Source organism: Streptomyces sp. NEAU-174 (assembly GCF_052665095.1).
The window spans coordinates 1-20,188 of the sequence record NZ_JBQTCE010000021.1 but is presented as its reverse complement, the minus strand read 5'-3'; the positions used below and the strand labels follow the sequence as shown (position 1 = coordinate 20,188).

Below are 20,188 nucleotides of genomic sequence, written 5' to 3'. Positions count from 1 at the left end.
GAGTGCGTGCTCAACTCCGCGGTCCCGTCGTTGAGGCGGAGCGGCCGCTCGTGGTCCGAGCTTCGCCCGCTTGACCCTGCGCCATCAAGTCCCGAGAGGCGATGCGATCCATGTGCCGTGCGAACACGGCTTCGGCGTCGGGATTCATGCGGGCAAGTGCGACCATGCCGGTGACGATGACGTCGCAGACCTCGGCTTCGACGTCATCCCAGGTGTGCGAGTGTCCCTTGCGGGGGTTTTGCCCCATGGCCCCGATCACAGCTTCGGCGACCTCGCCTGCCTCTTCCTGGATCTTGAGGAGCTGGAGCAGGATGCGTTGCTCGCGCGGGATGTCAGAGTGGTCCTCCAGACGGCCGGCAAGGCGGGCGATCGTCTGCCAGGTGTCAGTCACGTGCGTCTCGCTTCTGTGTGGTGTCGGGTGCGGGGAGCGTGGCCGGTACCGGATTACCGGTCTTGAGCCAGAGCGACGAGCTCGCCGAACAGACCGTTGGCGTTGACCAGGTCCTCGTACTTGCCCTGTTCGATCACCCGACCCTTGTCCATGACAAGGATGCGGTCGGCCAGCCGTGTGTTCTCCAACTGGTGCGTGACCACGATCGTGATGCGGTCAGAGGCGCCGTGTTTGATCTTCTCGAAGATCTGGTGCTCGCCCCGGGCGTCCATCTGGGATGTCGGCTCGTCCAGGATGAGCAGTTCGGGCCGTCGGTAGATCGCGCGGGAGCAGGCCAGGCGCTGCCACTGTCCGCCGGAGAGTTCGGCGCCGCCGAAGACTTCCCGGGCGAGCAGCGTCTCGATACCGTCGGGCAGCGCTTCGACCGCCTCGCGCATGCCGACGGCGTCGATTGCTTCCCATACTGGAGCGTCGTCCCGGCTGTGGGGCTGTCCGAGCGTGACGTTCTCACGGACGCGCAGGGGCCACTGGGCGAAGAGTTGCGGCACGAGTCCTGTGCGCGCCCAGACCGTGTCCTGGTCGATGGTGGCGAGGTCTGCGCCGTTCCATAGGACGCGTCCTTTGTCCGCGAGGTAGATGCCGGTGATCAAGCGCAGGAGGGTGGACTTGCCGCTGCCGTTTTCGCCGACGATGGCCAGGATCTCGCCGCGGCGGAGAGCGAGGGAGACGCCGTCGACGGCCGGGCGATCCTTGCCGGGGTACTGGTAGACCACGTTGTCGATCCGGATCTCCTCTACGGTCGCGGGGGCTGGCAACTCGCCCCGCTGTGGCGCACGCCCGGAGGCATCGTCGAGGAAGGACTGCATGTCGGTGAGGTAGAGACTGGTGTGGAACAGGGCTGCCCCGTTGATGACCACCTGGGAGAGCGCGGCCAGCGTGGTCTGCACGGCGACGACCGCGGTCGCGGCCACGGCGAGTTCGATCCGGCCGGTCATGGCCAGCCAGGCGAGCGCAGCCCAGGCCAGGAGCAGAAAAACTCCGCCAGCCGATGCTGAGAGCAGGGTGATGAGCAAGGTGCGTGGGGCGGCGGTCAGCAGACGGCGGTCGATGCGCTCGGACAGGGACCGGTACCAGAACAGCAGGTAGCTGGTCATGCCGTTGGCGCGGACCTCGTCCCCATGTTTGGGCGTGGTGGCCCACCAGCGCATCATGTGCCGCACGTTGCGGTCCGAGACGTTCGCGTAGTGCATCTCGTAGTCGACTCGGGCGGTGAGAACCGCCCCGACTCCGGCGGGCAGTACGGCGAGGAGGAGCAGGGGCAGCATCACCCAGTGCAGCACGGACAGGACTCCACTGGCTGCCGCCATCCTGATCAGTGCGGCCACGAACCGCTGAGCGTCGTTCACCATCACGTGCGTGCGCACCACGCCCATCTCCGCGGCTTCCTGCCGGTCAGCGAAACCGTCGTGGGCGTAGGCCGCGGCTTCGACCCGGCATACGGCCTCGACGAGCCCGGTGTCGGCGTAGGTGGTCAGCGGCGGGGTGAGCCTGCGGTCCGCGTACGAGGCCAGCGCGCTGGAGAGCCGTCCGAGTGCTGCCGCGCTGGCCACGATGATCAGTGCGGGGAGCGCCTGGTGAAGGCGGTCGGTCACGGCGCCGGTGCCGAGGATTGGCTGCATGGCGCGGGCGGTCGCGGCCAGGCTCACCGCGGCGGCAATGCCGGTGACCAGTTGGCAGGCGATGAGGAGGAGTACGGCCGTGCGGTCGAGCTGCCACGCCATTCGGCAGATATGGCGCAGTACGGAGGGCAGGCGCGCGCACATGTGCGTGAAGGAGACGTTGCCGAGTGGGTTGATGGAGTATTCGCCGCTGTAGCGGATCTCCGCTGGGGGTGGAGGGGGCGGCGTCTTTGAGCTTGCGGTCGAGGCGTCCGTCACAGTCACCTGCATCCCTCCGTGGGGGTCGGTGCCGCACCTGGGTGGCTCGGCGGTGCATGGCATAACGACGCTGCGGCGGAATCGAACGCGCTCGATTCCGGACGAGCTGGGGTCCTTGCAATGCAAGGGGTCGAACGTGTGGACGCCGTGTTGGGGCCGTCCTCGGGTGTGGGGGATTGGCCGAATCGCCGACGTGTGGAACGCCTGTGACGCCTGAGGTTTCCGGTGGTGATCAGGTCGTGGCGACGACGGGGCGTCATCCGCGACCAAGGTCGTTCTTGCCCAATCGAGCAACTGCCCTGTCGGTGGGGAGACGGTGTGTCCGTAGGTAGGTCACAGAAGGCCTCGGAGGGTGACCTCGGCTTTGTCTACGGCCTCAGTGAGGGCTTGCATGTGGCTGGGTGAGAGATACCGTGTGCCGAGCCCTGACGCGGTGAGTGTGGCGTCGAGTTTCTGTTTCTGCGCGCTGGTCAGGTGAGGACGGGCTACGGGGTGGTTCAGGACGTCCCGAGCGGCGTAGGCGTCGAGAACGGCCACGTCCACGACAGCGGCTTGCAGGAGAGTCGCATGGGGGCTGGTTCGGTCACGGGCCAGATCGAGCGCGGCCAGTGCGGCTCTGGTCTGGAACGCTGCTGTCGAGGGGTCGGGCGTAGCGATCAGCGTGGCCGCCTCTTGCAGCGCGCTGTCCAGTTCCGGTTGCGGCGCGGGCGAGGCGGCGGGTCGGCAGTAGATGCGCAGGAGGGCCGCGATGTTGTCCTCCCACGGTTCGGTGGGGACGGTGGTGTCGATCGTGTCGCGAGCCTGCTGGTCGAGGCCGCGTTCCATCAGGGCCATGATCTGGATTTGGCGGCCGTCGAGCAGGCGATTGCCGATGCCCCGGTAGGCGGCCATGGCTTCGGCTGCTTCGGTCCAGCGACCGATGCGGGCCAGGGCCCTGGCACCGTCGACAAGCACGGTGACCCACAGTTCCTGGCAGATCTTCCGGTGGTCCGCCTCCGTGTTGATCAGGGCTGAAAGGTCGACGGTGTTCCTGCGGATCTCGGCTGGTTCGCGCTTCTGGGCGGCACGGTACAGCCGTTTGAGGACGTTGTAGGCGGCTGCGCCGTCGCCCTCGCGGGTCAGCAGCCGGGAGACGTTGATCAGGGGCATCAACGCCATCACGGCGGTGTCGCCGGTGAGGTGTCCGGCGTCGGCGAAGACCTGGTGCTGCCTCCAGCACAGGTTGTCTGCCAGGTCGGGCATTCCGATGTCGGAGGCGATCAGGGCTGCGTAGTTGAGGACTCCGCTGGCGCGGGCCACCAGATCGTGGTGGCCCGCGTCGGCGGGTGCGACGGTCAGCTCGGTGAGGTGGGTGATGCGCTCGTCCAGTGGTAAGGCAGGCGCCTTGGGACGGCGGACCAACGGGATGCGGCTGGCTATCGCGGGAATCATCGGCTCAGTCCTTGTGCGGCCAGTCGACGACGAGGCGGCTGTAGGTCTTGTCGATGACGAAGCGCGGCTCGGCGCCTGTGAGCTGGTCGCGTGCGTCGCCGACGGCCATGCGGAAGCTGGGCTCCGGCGCGTTGTTGCCCCAGCCTGCGTCCCAGTCGCGGATCTCGGTGGCGACCTGGTCGGCGAGGTCGGAGGCGTGGGAGCCGTGGCCGATGACGCCGATCTCCCAGAACCGGCCCTTGTCGTCCTCGCCTTCGCGAATGGTCAGGTAGGCCAGGCTGTCTCCGTCGAGGGCGGCCATGGAGCCCCAGCCGAAGTGCGGGGTGAAGCCAGGGCGTGATCCGGGCATGCGGGACAGCCCGTTGGGGAGTACCGAGGCCAGGTACAGGTACAGCCACTCCCAGGGGTCGCCCTGGCGGAACTTCACACCGGAGTAGACCTTGGCCTGCTTCTGATCCAGCACGGTGCGGATCGCGTCGCGGTCCACCGTCTGCTCGCTGAAGGTCTCCAGACGGACGTTGCCCTCACCTGCCATGGGCACGAGGGTGTAGATGTCGTCGCAGACGCCCTTGCGCAGGGGCACGAAGGTCGCCATCTCGCACGAGACGGTCTTCCAGGTGTCACCGCTCCGCTCGAAGGCGAAGCTGCGGGAGATGCTGCCACGAATCCGCATCGGGAGGACCAGGCGTCCGTCGGGGGCGAGCTGGTCGAGGATCTTCACCGGCACATCGCCCGCGCCGACGGTGAACTGGATGCGGTCGAACGGCGCGTGCTCCGGATGGCCGGTAGCTCCGTCGGCCAGTACGACGGTCACGTTCGAGGCCCCGGCCTCCGCGAGGTTCTTACTCGCGCCGTCGACGAGGTCCTGGTCGACGTCCACGGTCCACACGTGGCCGCCGGGGGCCACGAGTTGGCCCAGCAGGCGGGCGTTGTAGCCGGTGGCGGCCCCGGCTTCCAGAACCTTGTGGCCAGGCTCGGCGCCCAACTGCTCAAGCTGGGTGGAGACGATCGAGGGCGCGGAGATACAGGAGATCATCTCGCCGGTCTCGTCGTGCTTGATGGGCACCGCGTCCTCGACGTACGCCTTGCGAAGGTCGACGCCGGGGAGGAACCGGTGGCGTTCGGTATTGCGGAAGGCGGCGATGACGTCAGGGGTGCGCAGGTGGCCGCCCTCGATGAGGCGGCTCACGAGCGCTTCACGCAGTTCGGCGGGGTCGGTGACAGGTGTCACGAAGGTCTCCGTTCGAGCAGTGTTAGGGTCCGCAGAGGTGGACCGGCGAGTAGACATATCGGCTGCTTCGCCTGTGGCGAAGGCGACGTGGCGCCCCAGCCACGCGGTGGCGGCCTGCTCACTGGCAGACACGCCGGCGCGGTTGAAGGCGAAGATCGCGTGATGGGCGAGGATGGCGCGCAAGCCCCGTATCAGCCGCCCATCAGAAGCGAGCCTGCGAAGCTGGCGGCCGCCGTTTTCGAAGGCTGCGACGCGCTCGGCCCAGCCGGGCTCGGCGTCCGGCCGCCGGGCCGCGTCGGCGTTCATCAGACGCCGCATGGCTGAGATGGCCCGGTCGCGTGCGGGGCCGGTAGGCGGGGTGACGGGGGGCCGTAGGGCGCTGAGCTTTGCCCAGACGTCACCGACCTCGAACGGGTCCAGCCCGCCCGAACGGATCATGGCGGAAAGCAACAAGACGCAGCGCTCTCGGGCCCCAGGGCTGTTGATCTCGGCCAGGGCGCTGCGGCTGTCCGCGCAGAACACCTCGTGCGCGAGGTCCATGCCGTCCGGTCCGCCGAATGCCTCGGTCTCCGGCTCGTAGATGCCGCCGACCCAGCCGCTGGCCTGCCCGTCGGCGACGAGGCTGTCCAGCAGGTCGGCAGCGGACCGCTCGGTGCGTAGCCGCAGCCCCCCGTCCTTGCGCAGGAAGTGGAACCGCTGGTCGTGCAGCGCCGACGACAGCACCTGGGCAGCTTCGGGGCTGACTGCACCGCCCGGAAACGACACGCTCGCATGCCACCAGTCCGTCTCAGTGGTGATCGGAAGGTGCTCGTCGTCGACTTCCATGGTCGTGGGTGCTCCTTGTCGAGGGGACTCGGTTCAGGGGACGCGGGCCAGGTCAGGTGATCAGCAGGGCACTGGTCCAGCCCGTGGTGTTCGTGCCCTCCAGGGCCAGACGCGCGCCGCTGCGACCTTCCATGAAGCCGAGCTTGGGCAGCTGCTTCATGCCAGCGGCCAGGCGTCTGTTCAGGTCTTCGATCAACGGGGTGAAGCGGTCCGCAGCGGAGCTGTCGTCGGCAACGGCGCGGGCGATGGCCACGAGGCCGGCCCAGCCGTGGCACAGCGAGGCGTCGGTGATCCGCCCGAGGCGGACCGGGTCGGTCAGCGTGCGCACGACGGCGTCCTCTGCCGCGCTCCGGCGGACCGGGTCGTTCAGGGCGAGCGCGGCGAGTTGTTGGGCACGGGCGATGCCGGGTTGGCCGTAGCACCAGGACGGGCGCGCAGACTCCGGCTCGGGCGGCTCTGCGGCGGACAGTTGGTCGCGGGTGGTCCAGTAGCAGCAGCCGTAGGTATCCAGCCAGCGCGCGAACATCTCAATGGCGTCCTGCTGCCCCGGCACCTGGACATGGTGCCGGGCGGCGAGGGACAGCACCGCCAGGACACCGGCGATGCCGTGTGCGACGCTGTTGTTGCCGTGCCCGCCGTCCATCTCCTCACCACCGGGCCCGACCGGGGACCACCACCCCGGCAGCTCCCGCTCCTCGATGCGGACCGGCTGCGCAAGGGAGACAAGGTAGGCCAGCACCTCCTCCAGCCGCGGCGAGGCCGCGCCGCGAGTCAGCAGCAGCGCGCCCAGCCCGGTCAGGCCCCGGATGAGGTCGAACTCCGCGAGCTGCGGCAGTTCCCTGGCCGCCTGCCGCCGACGTGCCGCGGCCAGGCGGGCGTCCACAACGCGGTCGACGGCTTCGCGGACATCCCGGCCGACATGTCCGGCACGGCTCAGGACGAACTCCAGTGCCGGGGCGCCGTGGAACAGGGACGCGTTGCCTCCGGCACTGACGCCGCCCGCGACTGCTTGCGCCAGGTGGCGGCGTGCGGTGGGCAGGTCACCGCGCTCGATGTGCAGCAGTGCCATCCCGAGTGCGCCTTCGGAGAGGTCCTGTGTACGGGGCAGGGTCGTCGTTTCCGTCATGAGCGTGCCTTCAGCGGGAGGACGAGGCTGTGGGCGCGCCCGTCGATCCAGCCATCGGAGTCCGGCGGCGGTGCGTCGTGCAGGGTCGCGACTCCGGTAGGGCTGGCGTCAAGGTGGGCACGCAGGAGGTCCAGGTGCATGTCCTGGTGCAGATCGAGGGGGAGCTGCTGGTCGTCCTCTGCCAGGAGCACGTGGTCCGGCACACGGAAGCGGCCCATCCAGGCGTGTAACTGCTCGGCCCACTGATCCAGCGTCGCGGTGCGGTCGGGCAGATCGCGGGCCCTCACCTTCCATCGCGCGGACACCAGGATCGAACGGCGGTAATGCAGTGCCGGGGTGAACGGCAGCGTCCAGGCCGCGCCCCAGTCGAACCATGTCACCTGCGGCGCTGTGGCCCGGCTGATCTCGGCCAAGAGCCGTGCCAGGGGAGGGGTGTAGTTGTTCCACAGGAAGTTGAGCGCGGTCGGCGCGAGCAGTTCCAGGTGTGTGCCGGTGGCCGCCTCGGCGAGGTAGAGGCGGCCGTCACGGAGACCGACGGCCAGGTCGGACGGGAACAGCACCTCCTTGGTGCGGTGCCGGAACTCGCCGACGCTGACCAGCCGGGGCAGCACGTGCGGGGCGCGGGTGAGCAGGTCGGCCGGGACACGACCGGCATGGAAGGACAGCTGGGCCAGCTCCGCACCCGGCTCGACCGTGGGCAGGCTGGCGTATACCGCACCGGCGTCCGGGAAAAGGTGCCAGAACCGGCCCGTCATCGAGCCGGCCGCGCGGGAGACGGTGGATACCTGAAGGCGGAAGTTCCCCTGGTCCAGAGCACGCGTGGAGTTGGCGTGAACCTGCATGCCCAGCTCGAGATGGGGCGGGGTGACCACGGGCTTGCCCGCGGCGGCCTCCAACTGCTCGATCGTCGCGCCGGAAAGGATCACTGCCCTGCTGCCCTCGACGGCCGCGGTGCCTGCCAGCTCCAGAAGCAGCCGGTCTCGTCGGGTCATCGGCCGGGGAGGCTCGGAAACCTGGCCGAACCCCTCGGGAAAGCCCAAGCCCTTCTCGGTATCCGTCACGAGCTCCAACGGCACCTCGGCGCCTTCACCGTAGCGGTCGGCGAACCGCTCGGCGTAGCGACGCCACACCGGCGTGCCCGTCGGATGAGTGGCGAGCCGGGTCAGGAGCGTCGCAGCGGTCTCCGCCTCCGTCAGCACCGCCTGCGGCAGCCGCACCGTGGCGTCCAGCCGCACGTCCGGCGTCGCCGGGCTGTTCCAGGCAACATCTCGCAAGGCGGGCGGCAGGGACTCGGTCGGATCGACGACGGTGGCGGGCGCTCGCAGCGAGGACCGCAGCAGCTTCACCCGAAGGAGCTGCGCGAGCAAACGAGACTGGTGCTGTTTAGCCGTGTGCGGGAACTCCGCGGCGAGCTTGTCCGCGAGGGCCGAGTACCGGATCGGCGATCGGGCCGTCTCCAGCACCAGCGCCACCACAGGCGTGAGCGCGAGCGAGAACTCCGATGCGCCCTCGGAGGGTACGTAGACGCGCCCGCCACGCTGCTGAACAAGGTTGTTGACACACACCTCTGCGTCGGCCATCCGCTCGCCATCCGCCTCCCAGTCGCTGATCACCGCGTCCAGCACCACCGGGTCCGGCCGGACAACAACCTGGTGCCGGTTCCCGATGCACACCTCGGTTGTGTCGCCAAACTCAGCCAGTGCTACGCCCGCGAACATGCCGTACGGGGTGGAGCGGCGCGTGTACCTGATGGCATACCGGGCGATGGCCAGGACCGCCCGTCGTGCCCGGCGCACTTTCGGCGATCGCCCGTCAAGGATCGACTGCACCCGGCGAGTCAGGTCGGGGCTTGCGCCGGAGACAGCCTGCCGAAAGGTGTCATCGGCCCACACAGCAGCCAGCCACGCGCGCCAATGTTCGAGCGGGGCAGCGGGCCCTGGCCAGGGCGGCATGCCCGGCCCGGTGAGGTTCACCGCGGCGCGCAACATCCCATCGCCGGCACCCCGGTACAGGCTGTGTCGTAAGCGCGTCATCACCCACACTCCGTTCTTGGCAAGAGGGGTGCGGGCTGGACGGACAGCTCTGCCCAGCCCGCACTGCCGGATTGACCTCAGCTACGAGGTGGTGCAGGCGCTCGGGCAGGAACTCCCGCAGTTGTCGCCGGTGCTGCACATCAGCACCGTCTCGGTCGCCGGGGTGTTCTCGATGAAGGTGATGTCGAGCTCGAACGGGTTGTCGTTGTCAACGACATCGACAGCGATCGGCTGCGCGGGAGCAACCGGCTGTTTCAGTTGAACGGTCATGCATGCCTCCTCGGCAATGAGTGAGGTGCAGGGTCCCGGGGCCCGAGAGTGGTCCCCGGAGTATCAGTGCTAGAACACCGCGACGACGCCGTGCCGCTTCAGCACGGTGTTCCGGGGCAGAGGTAACGGGGCGGGACCTGGCAGGAGCCCGATCGTTGCCACTCCCCGGCAGCGGTGATCCTGGGCTCAGCTCCGCAGCAGGGTCTGGTACTCGTCCGCGAGGGCTTCGGCCTGGCGCCGTGAGCGACCACGCCGCTCTCAAGGCTGTCGGTGTCCTCGATCGCGCGGCGGATGCGGTCCATAGCCGCACGCAGTGCGTCGGATTCACGAACAGTCGAGTCGCTAGCAGTAGCCATCGCGTTTCCCTACCTGGTGTTTCGCGCAACTGCTCTCGGCAGAAGACCCTAGCCAGAGGGCCACGGCTTCGAGACGGCTACGCGCCGCTGTAGGAGCACCTGCCGAGTTCGGCTGAAAGCAGCCGTCGCGGGTCGGCAACTTGGTCAGTGTGCGCATACTGCGGTTCCCGCTTGAGTGAGTACGCGTTCCAGTCGAGCGCGGTTGAAGCGGTACAGGACCAGGGCGTGGTCGGAGGCGGCGCGGGTGTCTTCGGTGTCGATGACCTCGACGTGGTCGAGAGCATCAGCCGCACGGCCAGCCGCGTAGCCGCGGTCGATGCGCTGCGGGCCGCCCTGGTGCGGTTTGTCGAACCCCGCCGTAGGGGCGAGCGCCATCTTGCTGTCCACTCCGAGATGGTCGGCCGCGTGCCGGGCAAGGTCGACGTATCCGGCGTCTATGAGGGCGGCGTCAGGACGAGTGTCGCTGCGGCGGTGGCCGTCGGCGTCCACGTAGGTGCGGTGGACCATGTGTGCGCGGTCGGTGACCGTGTCCCAGTTCGGCAGGGCGTTCGGTTCAGGAGCCCTCGGGTAGCTGTTGCTGTCCATGCCGATGAGGGTGACCATGCCGGGTTCGGCGAGAGTGGTCAGCCACCCGGCTTCGGTGAGCCGCTGGTTGGCGTCGAAGAAGCACAGGTGCGCGGAGACGATGTTCAGCGGCACGGGGCAGTTGCCCAGTTGCGCCTGTACGTGGCAGGGGTGCAGCCACCATGGCTTTGCCCGCGGCGGCTCCTCGCGGACGTGGAAGAGTTCGGGGCGCAGGTACACGGCGGTGGCGATGTCGGCATCAACGTATGGGTTGGGCTCTGCCAGGAAGCCGCGGAGCCCGAGCCGCTTCGCCGCGCTGTTCTTGAGTCGTTGGCCGCCTTCCCGGCTGCTGGAGCCAGACGTCCGGCTCGTGCTCGGCCAGGATGTCCAGGGCGAGGTCACGGCGTTCACCGTGGCGGCCGCCGTCTGCCTCGATGTTCCAGACAGCTACGTCGATGGTGCTGCTGGCGTCCATGGAGTCCCTTCAGATGGTTGGTGGAACCGGGTACGGGGATGGAGGGCCGGCCGCGGCTTCCCCACGAGCCGCGGCCGGGGCGCTCATGCGCCGCCTCCTCCGAGAGGCGCGGCCGGGACCTTCCGTGCACGGGGATGGTCACGACCGGGAGGAAGCCCCAGTCCTTGGGAGCGCTGCGCACCACTCTCAGCGCGGCAGCGCAGGGAATTCCGTCAGGTGGCGGCTGTGTCCGCGTTCACCAGGGCGGCGTGCTCGTCGGCCATGATCGCGTTGAAGGAGCGATCGATCCGATCCATCGCCTCCTCCTCCCGGAAGGCCCCGAACGTCGTCCAGTACGCCCGGCCGACCTCGCGTTCCATCACCCACCGCGCCTGGACCCTCAAGGAGGCGGTGTCGAGCAGGCCCACACGGTATTTGACCGACAAGAAGCTGATCAGCCGGTTGCAGTGCAGAAGCCTCGCGTACTCCTCGGCAGGCGGCTCGCCAGGCGCCGTCCACATCGCCCGCAGCTCGGGATCGGAGGCCACCTCGGAGAGCCACACCTGGTGCATCTCCTCAGCGTGAAGGGCGAGTCGCTGCCGGTTCTGCCTCTCGGACTGCACCAGCCTCGCGGCTCCGACTGCGGTGGCGGCGAGAACGACGTATAAGGTCTTCATCTCGGTTTGCCTTTCGTAGTGACTCGTTGTGACACTCGGGATCCGAGACCGTGTCGGCCGGTTCTCCAGCGGGTCCCTGGGACTCGAGGCCGGGTTCGCACGCCCTTGATATACGGAGATTTCACACCTCCGCTTCCCTGTCTGACGGGACCGGAAGACCCCGTGAACTTCCGCGTGAGTGCATTTCAATCCCCGCCTCCAAGAGGATCGTTCGAATGAAGCCGAACGACCTCCCTGTGACCTCACTAATGTCCCGCACGCTCACCTTGGGGACACGCTTATATACGGAGCTAACGTCTTTTCGGAAGTTTTCGCGGTCCTTGCCGGTGAGGCGCTTTCTCGGCGGTATCTTAGGCAGGTCTTCCAATTTTTGGGCAGTCATGTGCGGGGATCCCCAAGAGATGGAGGTATTGATTCTGTCGTACCTGATGAAACTTCGCATGGCCGATGCGGTCGGACTGCTCCCGAGCAGGCCGAGTTCCCAGCCGCGGTGGATGAGGTTCTCGGTGTTCTTCGCGTCCGTCAGGCTGATGAGGGTTCGTGCTTCCTCGCGCACCGTGTCCACGGTAAGTCCGCTGTTTGCGGCAATCCACGGCAGATCGCGGCCGTCTGCCAAGCCCCGGAGAACATGGTGCCGCGTGAGGTCAATACTCGCGCCTTCGGTTGTGGACTCAGGCGGATCGATTTCTCTCAGCGTGTATACCCGATCGACTAAACCCGGCCATGTGGGCGTACGGAGTTTCCCGGCCGCGTTCTTCAAACAGCAATTCACTCTCGCCGTGCACACTCCCATTTTTGTGGCCGACTCGGTTCGTGTCATACCCAGTGCCATAAGCTGGACGGCCTCGCGCTCGCGGGCAGACAGCCCTAGCCATTTCGGCGGTCGGCTGGTCACAGAAGGTCCTTTCGCATTCCCGTTGAAATGGTGATTCCAGGACGGAGTGCGGGTAGCGCGAGAGAAATTAGGACAGCTATGCGGCGGTCTGTGCGGTCAGGTCTTTCAGATCCAAGGCCGTGCAGCCGTGTAAGGAGACGACTTCGCGGCAGGCGAGTGTCCACGGGAGTCTCGGGTCGTCGTACGCCACGAGCGCGAATTCGTTACCGTTATCACGGGGCGCCGGGACAAGGGTGTCGGGTGAGTACACGATGCCGGCGACTCCCCAGACCAGGACGTGCTCCACCAGGACGGCCACATACCGGCTCCCCAAGGGCGGGCCTTCCAGAGCCGCCTCGACAGCACAGCCCGCGCATGAAGGGGGTGTGACGGTTTTGTCTCCCTCGGCAATCGGCTTCCCGGTTGCCGAGGCCATAAGGAAGAGATGCCGTTGATCGCTTCGGCCGCCAACGGTGGATTGGCCGCAGCCCTGACACAGCATGTGATACATCGCCTGTCGCTGACGCAGGGCGTGAATCCGGCCGAGCAACGGCCCACCCGCCCCGGGTTTGACCGGCATCCTGACCCACAATGCGCCCCGCACACGATCAGCAATGCCGTACTCGTCCGCATAGCCGATCCCGTAGCCGACGCGACCCAGTCGCGTCGTTATCGTGGGCTGACGTGCATTTTCGCCTGTCCACGGAGCGATGTAGGGCACGCGGATGCTGCCCGCGAAGTGCTGATGGGGCCGTGGACGCTGATGACCAGCAGTGGGGCGATCCGGCAGCGGTCCGCCGGGGGGATACAGGAACTCGCTCCGATGCATGTCAGTCCTTTCCGACGTGCTGTGAAAGCCCCTCTCCGGCTGTGGCAGGGCGGCGGGGGAATGTGGTCCTGCCATGTGATGCCAGCCGGAGAGGGAGTGTGGTGCGGCCGGTTACGCGGCAACCATGGGAAGGGTCCTCAGGCCGACCGGCACGGTGTGTGCTCCGTGGCCGAGGAAGGACGCCACGAGGACGGGCGGGGCGTAGGTGCTCATGAGTCAGAAACCCACGCGGCTGAGCCACCTCTCCGGGTAGGCGACCTCGTCCGCCGTGGGGACGTACGAGGCGTCTTGCCAGACCTTGTTGAACGGGATCACGCCGCCGGCTCCCTCGATGGCTAAGGCCACCCAGTGCAGGCCCTGGCCGCGTAGATCGTGCATCTGCGTCTCCGCCCGCTCCACCGCGTCAGCGTTGGCGACCCGGCGGGCCATCCACTTGATCAACGCGGTCTGCCCGCGGTAGCGCCACGACCGCCGCAGATCCGCAGCAGGCGCTGTGTCCGTCCCGAACAGTCGACGCGCGACCTCCTGCACCACCCAGTCAGCGTGGCCCTCCGCCAGATAGATCAGGCCCTGGTGGGGAGCCGTGAGGTCGCGGTCCAGTACCGGAACGGGCATGATCGCGGGACTGCTGGAGGCTATCTGCCACTGGTGGACAGCCTCGTGCACGACGAGCCGGTACAGATGGTTGTCGGCGTAACGCAGCCCCGTATGGTGCAGAGCCTTGGGCGCGATGAGGCTCTGCGGTTCGCCCGGACTGTCGAGCATCGTCCTGCCTTCCGTCATCCACCAGCTCGCCAGAGTCGATGCACGGTAGGTGATCTCTGTCTTCCGCGCCTCGGCTTCTTCATCCGGGGAGGGCGAGGACCGGGCAAAGCTGGCCTCGATCTGGCGGCGTATATACGCCAGCGACTCCGCGCGCCATGCCGAGGGGCTCAGCAGCCGGAACCTCAGCACGGCCGGTGGACTCAGAGCAGTGATGTCCGACACCAGCTCGGCGGTATCTTCCAGCATCCCTGTGATCTGGTCGGCGAGCTGACGCTCGCGCCCGGTCTCATCAAGGACATCGATCACGGTCACGCGTGTATCTCCATATGGTCTGGTTCGCGGGGGTCGTTCAGGTTGATGGCGACCCACCCGCGCCTCGGAGCGTTCGAGGCGGAGGGGCCTTCCCTCTGCTGGCGCTGGGCTGACCGGCGGTGGCAGAGGCACTCGAGCGCGGGGAACGTGAACACCGCGGCCGAGGGGACTTGGTCGTGTCTCTGGTAGTGGAATTGGCAGAGGAGTGGCTGGCGCCGCTCTCGACGTGGGAGAGAAGCAGCGCCGAAGAGGAGTTGTGGGTCCGCGTCTCGCCTGGTCTAGCCGCCGCCCCTCCCTTCCTGGCAGTTGGAGCAGGGGCGGCGGCCGGCACCCACCAGACGCGGGGGTGGTCCAGTTGACGCGATCATGGAATGACATCGATGCGCCCTGTTTGGGAAAGGCGCTCCAGCAGTTCGTTGGTGACCCACGCCAGCCGTCGCAAGTGGCCGATGGCCGTCCAGGAGTCGATTGGCCTCTCTTTGGAGCGCACAGTGTGGGCCCGCTCGACGAGCACTGTCGTCTCGTGATCCCGCTGGTCCGCACACCCGGCCAGAGCGATGTTGACGAGCTGCCCGAGGCTGTCGCTCAGGCGACAAGTGAGTTGATCGGCCTCGCGGTCCTCAGGCGCCTGGTGGTCCAAGGCGTCGGCCAGGTCCTCGAAGATCGCGTCGCAGTCGAGCGGATCCCAGCCCCGCATCTTGACCAGGATGTGCTCCAGCGTTTCCGCGTCCAGTGGAGGCACCCACCGGACGGTTTCCCGCACTCCGCTTTTCCCGATGGCGTGTGCAGCGACCATTCCGTTAGCCACCGTCCGCTCCGGGCGAGGCGATGGGGATCGAGCACCAGGTGCTGGTGCCGTCGGTGCTAACGCCCCAAGAACCGCCGTGCTGCTGGGTGATCCGCTGTACGAGCTGGAGTCCACGACCGCTCTCGGCGTCGTCGTCCGGATGTTGGATCTGAGGCCGCTGGCTGGTCTCGTCCCTGACTTCAAGCCGCAATTCGCCATCGTCAATGCAGAGCATCATGGTGATCTGGGTACCGCAGCTGTGTTTGACGCCATTGGTAACCAGCTCGGACACCAGCAGTGTCACGTCACCGGCCAAGGCAGACAGCCTCCAGTACACGAGGCGCGCCTTGGCCAGGTGGCGCATCTGGGAGATTCGTCGCGCGTCCTGGTCAGGGATGTCCTCTCCATCGTCGCGCGGGCTGATTTCGAAGCACACCGTCATGACGTCACGCGTGCGAAGACCCCTCAGCCGCGCCCCTGGCTCCGTGGCCAGGCTCCGCTCTCGGGGAGGCGTTCTTCGTAAGGTCTCGACCATCGCGAATGTCCTTGTCATGAGGCGACCCGCACTCACTTCGTGATCACTCGGCGCCAGAGATCAGACACCGTCCGGAGCGATCGACTGGAGTATTACAGTGGGTCCTCTCCCTCTGTAACGCTCACGGAGAGAGTGTCCGCATGGCTGTTACCACCGTTGCGGTACTCGATCACGGTTCGTCGACTCTGCCGTGTAACTTCCTTATGGCGGCTACGCGCCAGCAAAGGGGAGACTGGCTGCGACTAGTCCGAGGGAGTACCGCTATGACGGAGAAGCCGATGGAACCGGCCGAGTCGGTGGAGGCTGCGGGGCCGACAGCTCGGCGGCGGCAGCTTGGCTTCCGCCTTCTGGCGCTTCGGGAGGCCCGTGGTTGGAGCGCCGAGGAGGCTGGTGAACGTGCCGGCGTCTCGAAGGCAACTGTGAGCCGGTACGAGCGCGCCAAGGGCAACGTGCGGTGGAACTGGGTAGATCAGCTGTGTCGTGCGTACGGTGCCTCGGACGAGGAGCGCGAGGCCCTGGTCGACCTCGCCAAGAACTCGAGGGCAGTGGAGGGGTGGTGGGTTCCCTATGCGGGCAAGCTGCCGAGCCCGATGCGGTTGTTGCTCGCCCTGGAGGACGAATCCTCGCGCATCAGCCACTACACGGTGGGCGTGATCCCTGGTCTCCTCCAGACACTGGAGTACGCGCGGTCTATCAAGGCCACACCCAGCAGTGCGCTCCCTCCTGACGAGGTCGACGAGTACCTGTCCATGCGGATGCAACGGCAGCGAATCCTTGATCGCCCGTCCCCTCCGAAGTACCAGGTGGTGATGGACGAGGCGGTCATTCGGCGCGAGGTGGGCGGGCCGGACGTTATGACGGCACAGCTCGACCACCTGCTACAGCGCAGCCAGGAGCCCAACATCAGCATCCAGATACTGCCCTTCTCCGCTGGTGCATACAGCGCGGCTCTCAACAGCTTCGTTGTGTACGGCGGCCCGGACCCATCACTGGACGTCATCTTCATCGAGAACCCGGTCGGCTCTCTGTTCCTCGAGGAACCGAGCGCCCGGGAAGAGTACGCCAGTGCGATCTCCTTCCTGCGCCAGGAGGCGCTGGACACCGCCTCCTCGGCCGAGCTGATTGCCGAGGTCAGCAAGACGCATCTGCGAAACCGGAAGTAGCGAGGAAACGTACGTGGCCGAGCAGCCCCAACTCAAGTGGTTCAAGAGCTCCTACAGCGGCTCACCCAACAACGAATGCGTGGAGTGCGCTAACTTGCCCCAGAGCATCCTGGTCCGGGACTCGAAGACGCCGGATGGCCCGCATCTCACGTTCTCCCAAGTGGCATGGGGCGCCTTCGCTTTCGCTGTGAGTACAGGGACTCTTCGGCGAAACTGATCTGCTGAGGACCGCCGAGCCCGGCCCGAGGCCCCGCGAGGGCCCCGGGCCGGGCTCGTTGTGGTGGCTTCGTGACGGTGGGTTGCGGTATCCAAGAGGTGGAACCGGTGCCGCCCGGGGTTCCAACTCACGAAGTCGATTCCCGATGCGGACCACCTGATGACGCTGGAACAGTCCGCATAAGGGTGTCGAGGAGGACGCTGTGCCGCAGAAACCGAAGCCCTTGGACGATACCGAGTCCATGGCCCATTGGTTTGGTATGGAACTCCGCAACTGGCGCAGGGCCCGGCGCATATCTGCCGAAGCGCTCGGCGCAAAAGTGCACCTCAGTGGGGCTTCCATCGTGAAAATCGAGAAGGCTGACCGATCGTGCAACGCCCACCTCGCTACAGCGCTGGACGACGCCCTGGACGCGGGCGGTGCCCTCCGTAGGTTGTGGCGCCGAGTGGAAGAGGATGCGGACAAGCGGCGTGCTGATGCGGACAAGCTGATCAACGGCAAGGGCGCCTCTTCAGCGGCAACTGCGATGGAAGGTAGGAGGGCGCAAGCTGCGGGCATGCCTGATACAGACCCGCTCGACTTCCTGAATCGGAGCCTGTCCTCTATGGAGCGTCGTGCATTCCTCGCCGCTGGCGGCATAGCCGTCCTCGACCCGGCATCCTTCGGTGATCTGATTCGGGAGACGGTCCACGCGCAGTTGCCTGATGTGGTGCGGCCGGAGGACCTTGAACAGGTCCGCGCTGCTGCCGAGAACCATGCCAGTTGGGACAATCTGTACGGCGGTGGTGGGATCGTTCGAACGGCCGCGTTCGGCCAACTCGCCTGGGCCCAGGGTCTGCTCGATGTCACGTGCCCATCGAAATACGAAGCGGAGTTGTTCACTGTCGTGGGGCACCTCGCCATCGTGATGGGTGCGAGCGCGTTCGATGCCTACGAGCATGGAAACGCTGCCCGTTTGCTGGACTTTGGGGCGCAGTGTGCCGAGAGGGTGGGTAACTGGCACTTAAGGGCATTTGCCCTTAACTGGCGGTCCCGGCAGGCTATTTGGTGCGGATCCTCAGATAAAGGCTTGACCTATGCCGACATGGGGCTGGTACGGGCCGATCGTCTCACTCCCCGCGAGCGGGCAATGTTGCACATCGCCCGTGCTCGGGCCTGGGCCAAGATAGGAAACCGGCAGGAGACCCTCACCGCCATCGGCCAGTCAGACGAAGCCTTCAGCCTGGCCGAGGATGGAGAGGATGCATCGTGGCTGGCGTACTACGACTACGCCCAGCATCATGGGGACACTGGCCATGCGGCCTTCGACATCGCCTTGCTCCCCGGCCAGTCGCCGAGGCTCGCGATCGAGCGCTTAGAGACAGCAATCGATAACCACGCTGATGCTTACGTGCGTTCTCGTGCACTCTCCGGCACTAAGCTAGGAACGCTGACCATGGCTACTGGTGATCCTCAAGAGGCGGTGTGTATCGCTCACCGGGCGCTGGATGAGATCGGCCAACTTCGGTCCCGGCGAGCTGTCACCGACGTGCAGGACCTAGCGAGGGCGTCGGCGAAGTACGCGAAGAATTCGGAAGTGGCGGGACTGCGTGAGCGGATCTGGAGGACGGTCCCGGCATGTTGACGCCTCGAGCCAAGGAATCTCTCGCCCTCTTGCGAGAGGTTACTGCTGCTGCTGGCCTATCTTCACAGGGAGCAGAACCTATCCGGCTCGCCGAGAACGATATCTGGCGGTTGCCAGGCCACATCGTGGTTCGTATTGCACGCGCCGGCCAGGGGCATGCAGCAGTTCGTGAGGTAGCAGTGGCTCGTTGGCTCGCTGAAGCGAACATCCCGGCTGTCCGACCGTTGCCATTAGAACAGCCCGTGCACAGTGGTACGCGTGCCGCGACATTCTGGGAGGAGCTTCCGCCTCACCGACACGGCACTGAGGTGGATATCGCCCCGCTTCTGCGGCGACTGCACAGCCTTCCACAACCACCGTTCGATGTAGGGCGTTTGGATCCCTTTGTTCGGATCGAAGGTCGGCTGGCCGGGGCTCATTGCCTCAACAATGACGACCGGCAATGGCTACTCAGCTGGCTTGAGGACCTGCGTCAGGAGTGGAAGGAGTTGCCTATCGGCTATCCGGAATGCTTGATACATGGCGATGCTTGGGGCGGAAACTGCGTGGTCACGCCGAGCGGGGCAGTGCTGATGGATTTCGAGCGCACCTCACAGGGGCCACCGGAATGGGACCTGGCTTGCATTGCGGTTGATTACGAAACTTTCGGCTCAGTCTCGAAGGAAGGATACGGCCGTTTCTGTGAGGCTTACGGATGCGACGTCATGAGTTGGGGAGGCTATCCGACGCTACGCGGAATTCGTGAGCTACGAAAAGTCACTTTCGTTCTCCAGATAGCGGACGAGGACCCGCAGGCTATCGCCCAGGCCCGGTATCGCATCGCGTGCGTGCGGGGACAGCGCGGGCCGCGGCCATGGGGCTGGAGTGCTGTCGCCTGATCGTTTGGATAGTACGCGATCCGCAGGCGCTTCGACGGCGTGAGCGTTCTGTGCCAGCCCGTAGCGCTGCAGCATCCCCTACTTGATCGGATTTGCGTCGAGCCAGTCGGACAGATCATGGGCGGAGCCGAGGACATCGGGCCGGTTCGTGCCGACGGCCGTTGCTCCCTTGTCCTGACCCACCGCAATGCCCTTCTCCATTGTGTCGATCAGTGCGTATGCCGGCGACCAGAAGTCCGCGCCCGCTGACGGTCTTCGCCTTGGCGGCTGGCTTCGTGGTGGCCCTGTCCTCCGATGCGCTGCAACCGCTCACGGCCGCCACGGTCGCGGCCAGGATCAGCGCACTCACCGTCTTCCCCCATACCTGTCTCCCCATGACGGAGGATCATTGCGCGGCTGTCCGACACGGGCATGCAAACGGCCTCAACTGACCGCGCCCTCCCCGCAGCTCCCGCCAACGGAGACACGGCGATCATGTTCAGCAAGGCAACGGATTCAACGTGCTGACGAGCCTGGGCATACGGACTCCGATTGCTGGCTGCTTAGATACAGGGCTTTCTCGGTTCTGGTGAAGTCGCGGTGGATGCTTTCACAGATGGCATCACTGATCTCCTGTGCCTCGGGAAGGCCCGTGTTCCATAGGCGTGCTGTTTTGTCCCAGCTTCCGGTGGCCAGGGTTTTGCCATCGGGGCTGAATGCCACCGAGTTAACGGTGTCGTTGTGGCCTTTGAGTGTGGTACGGACGTTTTCTGTGTCTGTGTTCCATAGGCGTGCTGTTTTGTCCCAGCTTCCGGTGGCCAGGGTTTTGCCATCGGGGCTGAATGCCACCGAGTTAACGGTGTCGTTGTGGCCTTTGAGTGTGGTACGGACGTTTCCTGTGTCTGTGTTCCATAGGCGTACCATGTTGTC

Annotated in this window: 20 protein-coding genes; 4 read left to right on the top strand and 16 right to left on the bottom strand. The window is 66.3% G+C overall.

Annotated features, from left to right (window positions below; genetic code table 11):
* Window positions 1-10: 10 nt before the first annotated feature.
* The 14 genes from ACT2CW_RS41870 to ACT2CW_RS41805 form a co-directional block, all read right to left on the bottom strand.
* Window positions 11-391 carry a MazG-like family protein gene (locus tag ACT2CW_RS41870; RefSeq protein ID WP_311766895.1) on the bottom strand — a complete coding sequence of 127 codons (381 nt, stop codon included), beginning with the start codon at window positions 389-391 and terminating at the stop codon, window positions 11-13.
* Window positions 392-444: 53 nt separating this feature from the next.
* Complete coding sequence (locus ACT2CW_RS41865) at window positions 445-2,340, bottom strand: ATP-binding cassette domain-containing protein (RefSeq protein WP_164430979.1); 1,896 nt, start codon at window positions 2,338-2,340, stop codon at window positions 445-447.
* Between the two features lie 321 nt (window positions 2,341-2,661).
* Complete coding sequence (locus tag ACT2CW_RS41860) at window positions 2,662-3,759, bottom strand: hypothetical protein (RefSeq protein ID WP_445520355.1); 1,098 nt, start codon at window positions 3,757-3,759, stop codon at window positions 2,662-2,664.
* 4 nt (window positions 3,760-3,763) lie between these two features.
* The gene (fxlM, locus tag ACT2CW_RS41855) at window positions 3,764-5,815 is read right to left on the bottom strand and encodes a methyltransferase, FxLD system (RefSeq protein ID WP_445520354.1); all 2,052 of its coding nucleotides are present in this window, start codon (window positions 5,813-5,815) and stop codon (window positions 3,764-3,766) included.
* Window positions 5,816-5,867: 52 nt separating this feature from the next.
* A complete protein-coding gene (locus ACT2CW_RS41850; protein ID WP_445520353.1) occupies window positions 5,868-6,941 on the bottom strand; it encodes a lanthionine synthetase C family protein in 1,074 nt (357 codons plus the stop codon).
* Complete coding sequence (locus ACT2CW_RS41845) at window positions 6,938-8,974, bottom strand: lantibiotic dehydratase family protein (protein WP_445520352.1); 2,037 nt, start codon at window positions 8,972-8,974, stop codon at window positions 6,938-6,940. The genes ACT2CW_RS41850 and ACT2CW_RS41845 overlap by 4 nt, the downstream gene beginning before the upstream one ends.
* Before the next feature lie 81 nt (window positions 8,975-9,055).
* Complete coding sequence (locus ACT2CW_RS41840) at window positions 9,056-9,244, bottom strand: FxLD family lanthipeptide (protein ID WP_445520351.1); 189 nt, start codon at window positions 9,242-9,244, stop codon at window positions 9,056-9,058.
* Window positions 9,245-9,744: 500 nt separating this feature from the next.
* Window positions 9,745-10,566, bottom strand: a complete 822-nt coding sequence (locus ACT2CW_RS41835; protein WP_164430969.1) for an endonuclease/exonuclease/phosphatase family protein — start codon at window positions 10,564-10,566, stop codon at window positions 9,745-9,747.
* Between the two features lie 285 nt (window positions 10,567-10,851).
* Window positions 10,852-11,295: a DUF6082 family protein gene (locus tag ACT2CW_RS41830; protein ID WP_164430968.1), complete on the bottom strand. Its 444-nt coding sequence runs from the start codon at window positions 11,293-11,295 to the stop codon at window positions 10,852-10,854.
* A gap of 121 nt (window positions 11,296-11,416) precedes the next feature.
* A complete protein-coding gene (locus ACT2CW_RS41825) occupies window positions 11,417-12,190 on the bottom strand; it encodes a helix-turn-helix domain-containing protein (RefSeq protein ID WP_445520350.1) in 774 nt (257 codons plus the stop codon).
* Window positions 12,191-12,266: 76 nt separating this feature from the next.
* Window positions 12,267-12,998 carry a hypothetical protein gene (locus ACT2CW_RS41820; protein WP_164430966.1) on the bottom strand — a complete coding sequence of 244 codons (732 nt, stop codon included), beginning with the start codon at window positions 12,996-12,998 and terminating at the stop codon, window positions 12,267-12,269.
* A 216-nt stretch (window positions 12,999-13,214) separates the two neighbouring features.
* The gene (locus tag ACT2CW_RS41815) at window positions 13,215-14,075 is read right to left on the bottom strand and encodes a hypothetical protein (protein ID WP_164430965.1); all 861 of its coding nucleotides are present in this window, start codon (window positions 14,073-14,075) and stop codon (window positions 13,215-13,217) included.
* A 364-nt stretch (window positions 14,076-14,439) separates the two neighbouring features.
* Window positions 14,440-14,817, bottom strand: coding sequence for a DUF6415 family natural product biosynthesis protein (locus ACT2CW_RS41810; protein ID WP_164430964.1), 378 nt, complete (start codon window positions 14,815-14,817; stop codon window positions 14,440-14,442).
* Window positions 14,818-14,875: 58 nt separating this feature from the next.
* Window positions 14,876-15,304, bottom strand: a complete 429-nt coding sequence (locus tag ACT2CW_RS41805; protein ID WP_250853220.1) for an ATP-binding protein — start codon at window positions 15,302-15,304, stop codon at window positions 14,876-14,878.
* A 356-nt stretch (window positions 15,305-15,660) separates the two neighbouring features.
* Between ACT2CW_RS41805 and ACT2CW_RS41800 the strand changes: the two genes are divergently transcribed.
* From ACT2CW_RS41800 to ACT2CW_RS41785, 4 genes are all read left to right on the top strand, one after another.
* Window positions 15,661-16,560: a helix-turn-helix domain-containing protein gene (locus ACT2CW_RS41800; RefSeq protein WP_206282368.1), complete on the top strand. Its 900-nt coding sequence runs from the start codon at window positions 15,661-15,663 to the stop codon at window positions 16,558-16,560.
* A 13-nt stretch (window positions 16,561-16,573) separates the two neighbouring features.
* Window positions 16,574-16,777 carry a DUF397 domain-containing protein gene (locus ACT2CW_RS41795; RefSeq protein ID WP_164430962.1) on the top strand — a complete coding sequence of 68 codons (204 nt, stop codon included), beginning with the start codon at window positions 16,574-16,576 and terminating at the stop codon, window positions 16,775-16,777.
* 202 nt (window positions 16,778-16,979) lie between these two features.
* On the top strand, window positions 16,980-18,401 hold the full coding sequence (locus tag ACT2CW_RS41790; protein ID WP_445520349.1) for a helix-turn-helix domain-containing protein: 1,422 nt from the start codon (window positions 16,980-16,982) through the stop codon (window positions 18,399-18,401).
* Complete coding sequence (locus ACT2CW_RS41785; RefSeq protein ID WP_164430960.1) at window positions 18,395-19,279, top strand: aminoglycoside phosphotransferase family protein; 885 nt, start codon at window positions 18,395-18,397, stop codon at window positions 19,277-19,279. The genes ACT2CW_RS41790 and ACT2CW_RS41785 overlap by 7 nt, the downstream gene beginning before the upstream one ends.
* Before the next feature lie 78 nt (window positions 19,280-19,357).
* On the opposite strand, the gene ACT2CW_RS41780 is transcribed toward ACT2CW_RS41785, so the two are convergent.
* A complete protein-coding gene (locus ACT2CW_RS41780; RefSeq protein WP_284711748.1) occupies window positions 19,358-19,480 on the bottom strand; it encodes a hypothetical protein in 123 nt (40 codons plus the stop codon).
* A gap of 294 nt (window positions 19,481-19,774) precedes the next feature.
* Window positions 19,775-20,188 (bottom strand): WD40 repeat domain-containing protein (locus ACT2CW_RS41775; protein ID WP_445520348.1); only part of this gene is annotated, 414 nt, incomplete at its 5' end.

Coding starts and splice junctions, on each gene's coding strand:
- ACT2CW_RS41800 (WP_206282368.1), top strand. CDS start 15,661: ATGACGGAGAAGCCGATGGAACCGGCCGAGTCGGTGGAGGCTGCGGGG.
- ACT2CW_RS41805 (WP_250853220.1), bottom strand. CDS start 15,304: ATGACGGTGTGCTTCGAAATCAGCCCGCGCGACGATGGAGAGGACATC.
- ACT2CW_RS41785 (WP_164430960.1), top strand. CDS start 18,395: ATGTTGACGCCTCGAGCCAAGGAATCTCTCGCCCTCTTGCGAGAGGTT.
- fxlM (WP_445520354.1), bottom strand. CDS start 5,815: ATGGAAGTCGACGACGAGCACCTTCCGATCACCACTGAGACGGACTGG.
- ACT2CW_RS41845 (WP_445520352.1), bottom strand. CDS start 8,974: ATGACGCGCTTACGACACAGCCTGTACCGGGGTGCCGGCGATGGGATG.
- ACT2CW_RS41860 (WP_445520355.1), bottom strand. CDS start 3,759: ATGATTCCCGCGATAGCCAGCCGCATCCCGTTGGTCCGCCGTCCCAAG.
- ACT2CW_RS41840 (WP_445520351.1), bottom strand. CDS start 9,244: ATGACCGTTCAACTGAAACAGCCGGTTGCTCCCGCGCAGCCGATCGCT.
- ACT2CW_RS41850 (WP_445520353.1), bottom strand. CDS start 6,941: ATGACGGAAACGACGACCCTGCCCCGTACACAGGACCTCTCCGAAGGC.
- ACT2CW_RS41780 (WP_284711748.1), bottom strand. CDS start 19,480: ATGGAGAAGGGCATTGCGGTGGGTCAGGACAAGGGAGCAACGGCCGTC.
- ACT2CW_RS41830 (WP_164430968.1), bottom strand. CDS start 11,295: ATGAAGACCTTATACGTCGTTCTCGCCGCCACCGCAGTCGGAGCCGCG.
- ACT2CW_RS41820 (WP_164430966.1), bottom strand. CDS start 12,998: ATGCATCGGAGCGAGTTCCTGTATCCCCCCGGCGGACCGCTGCCGGAT.
- ACT2CW_RS41865 (WP_164430979.1), bottom strand. CDS start 2,340: ATGCAGGTGACTGTGACGGACGCCTCGACCGCAAGCTCAAAGACGCCG.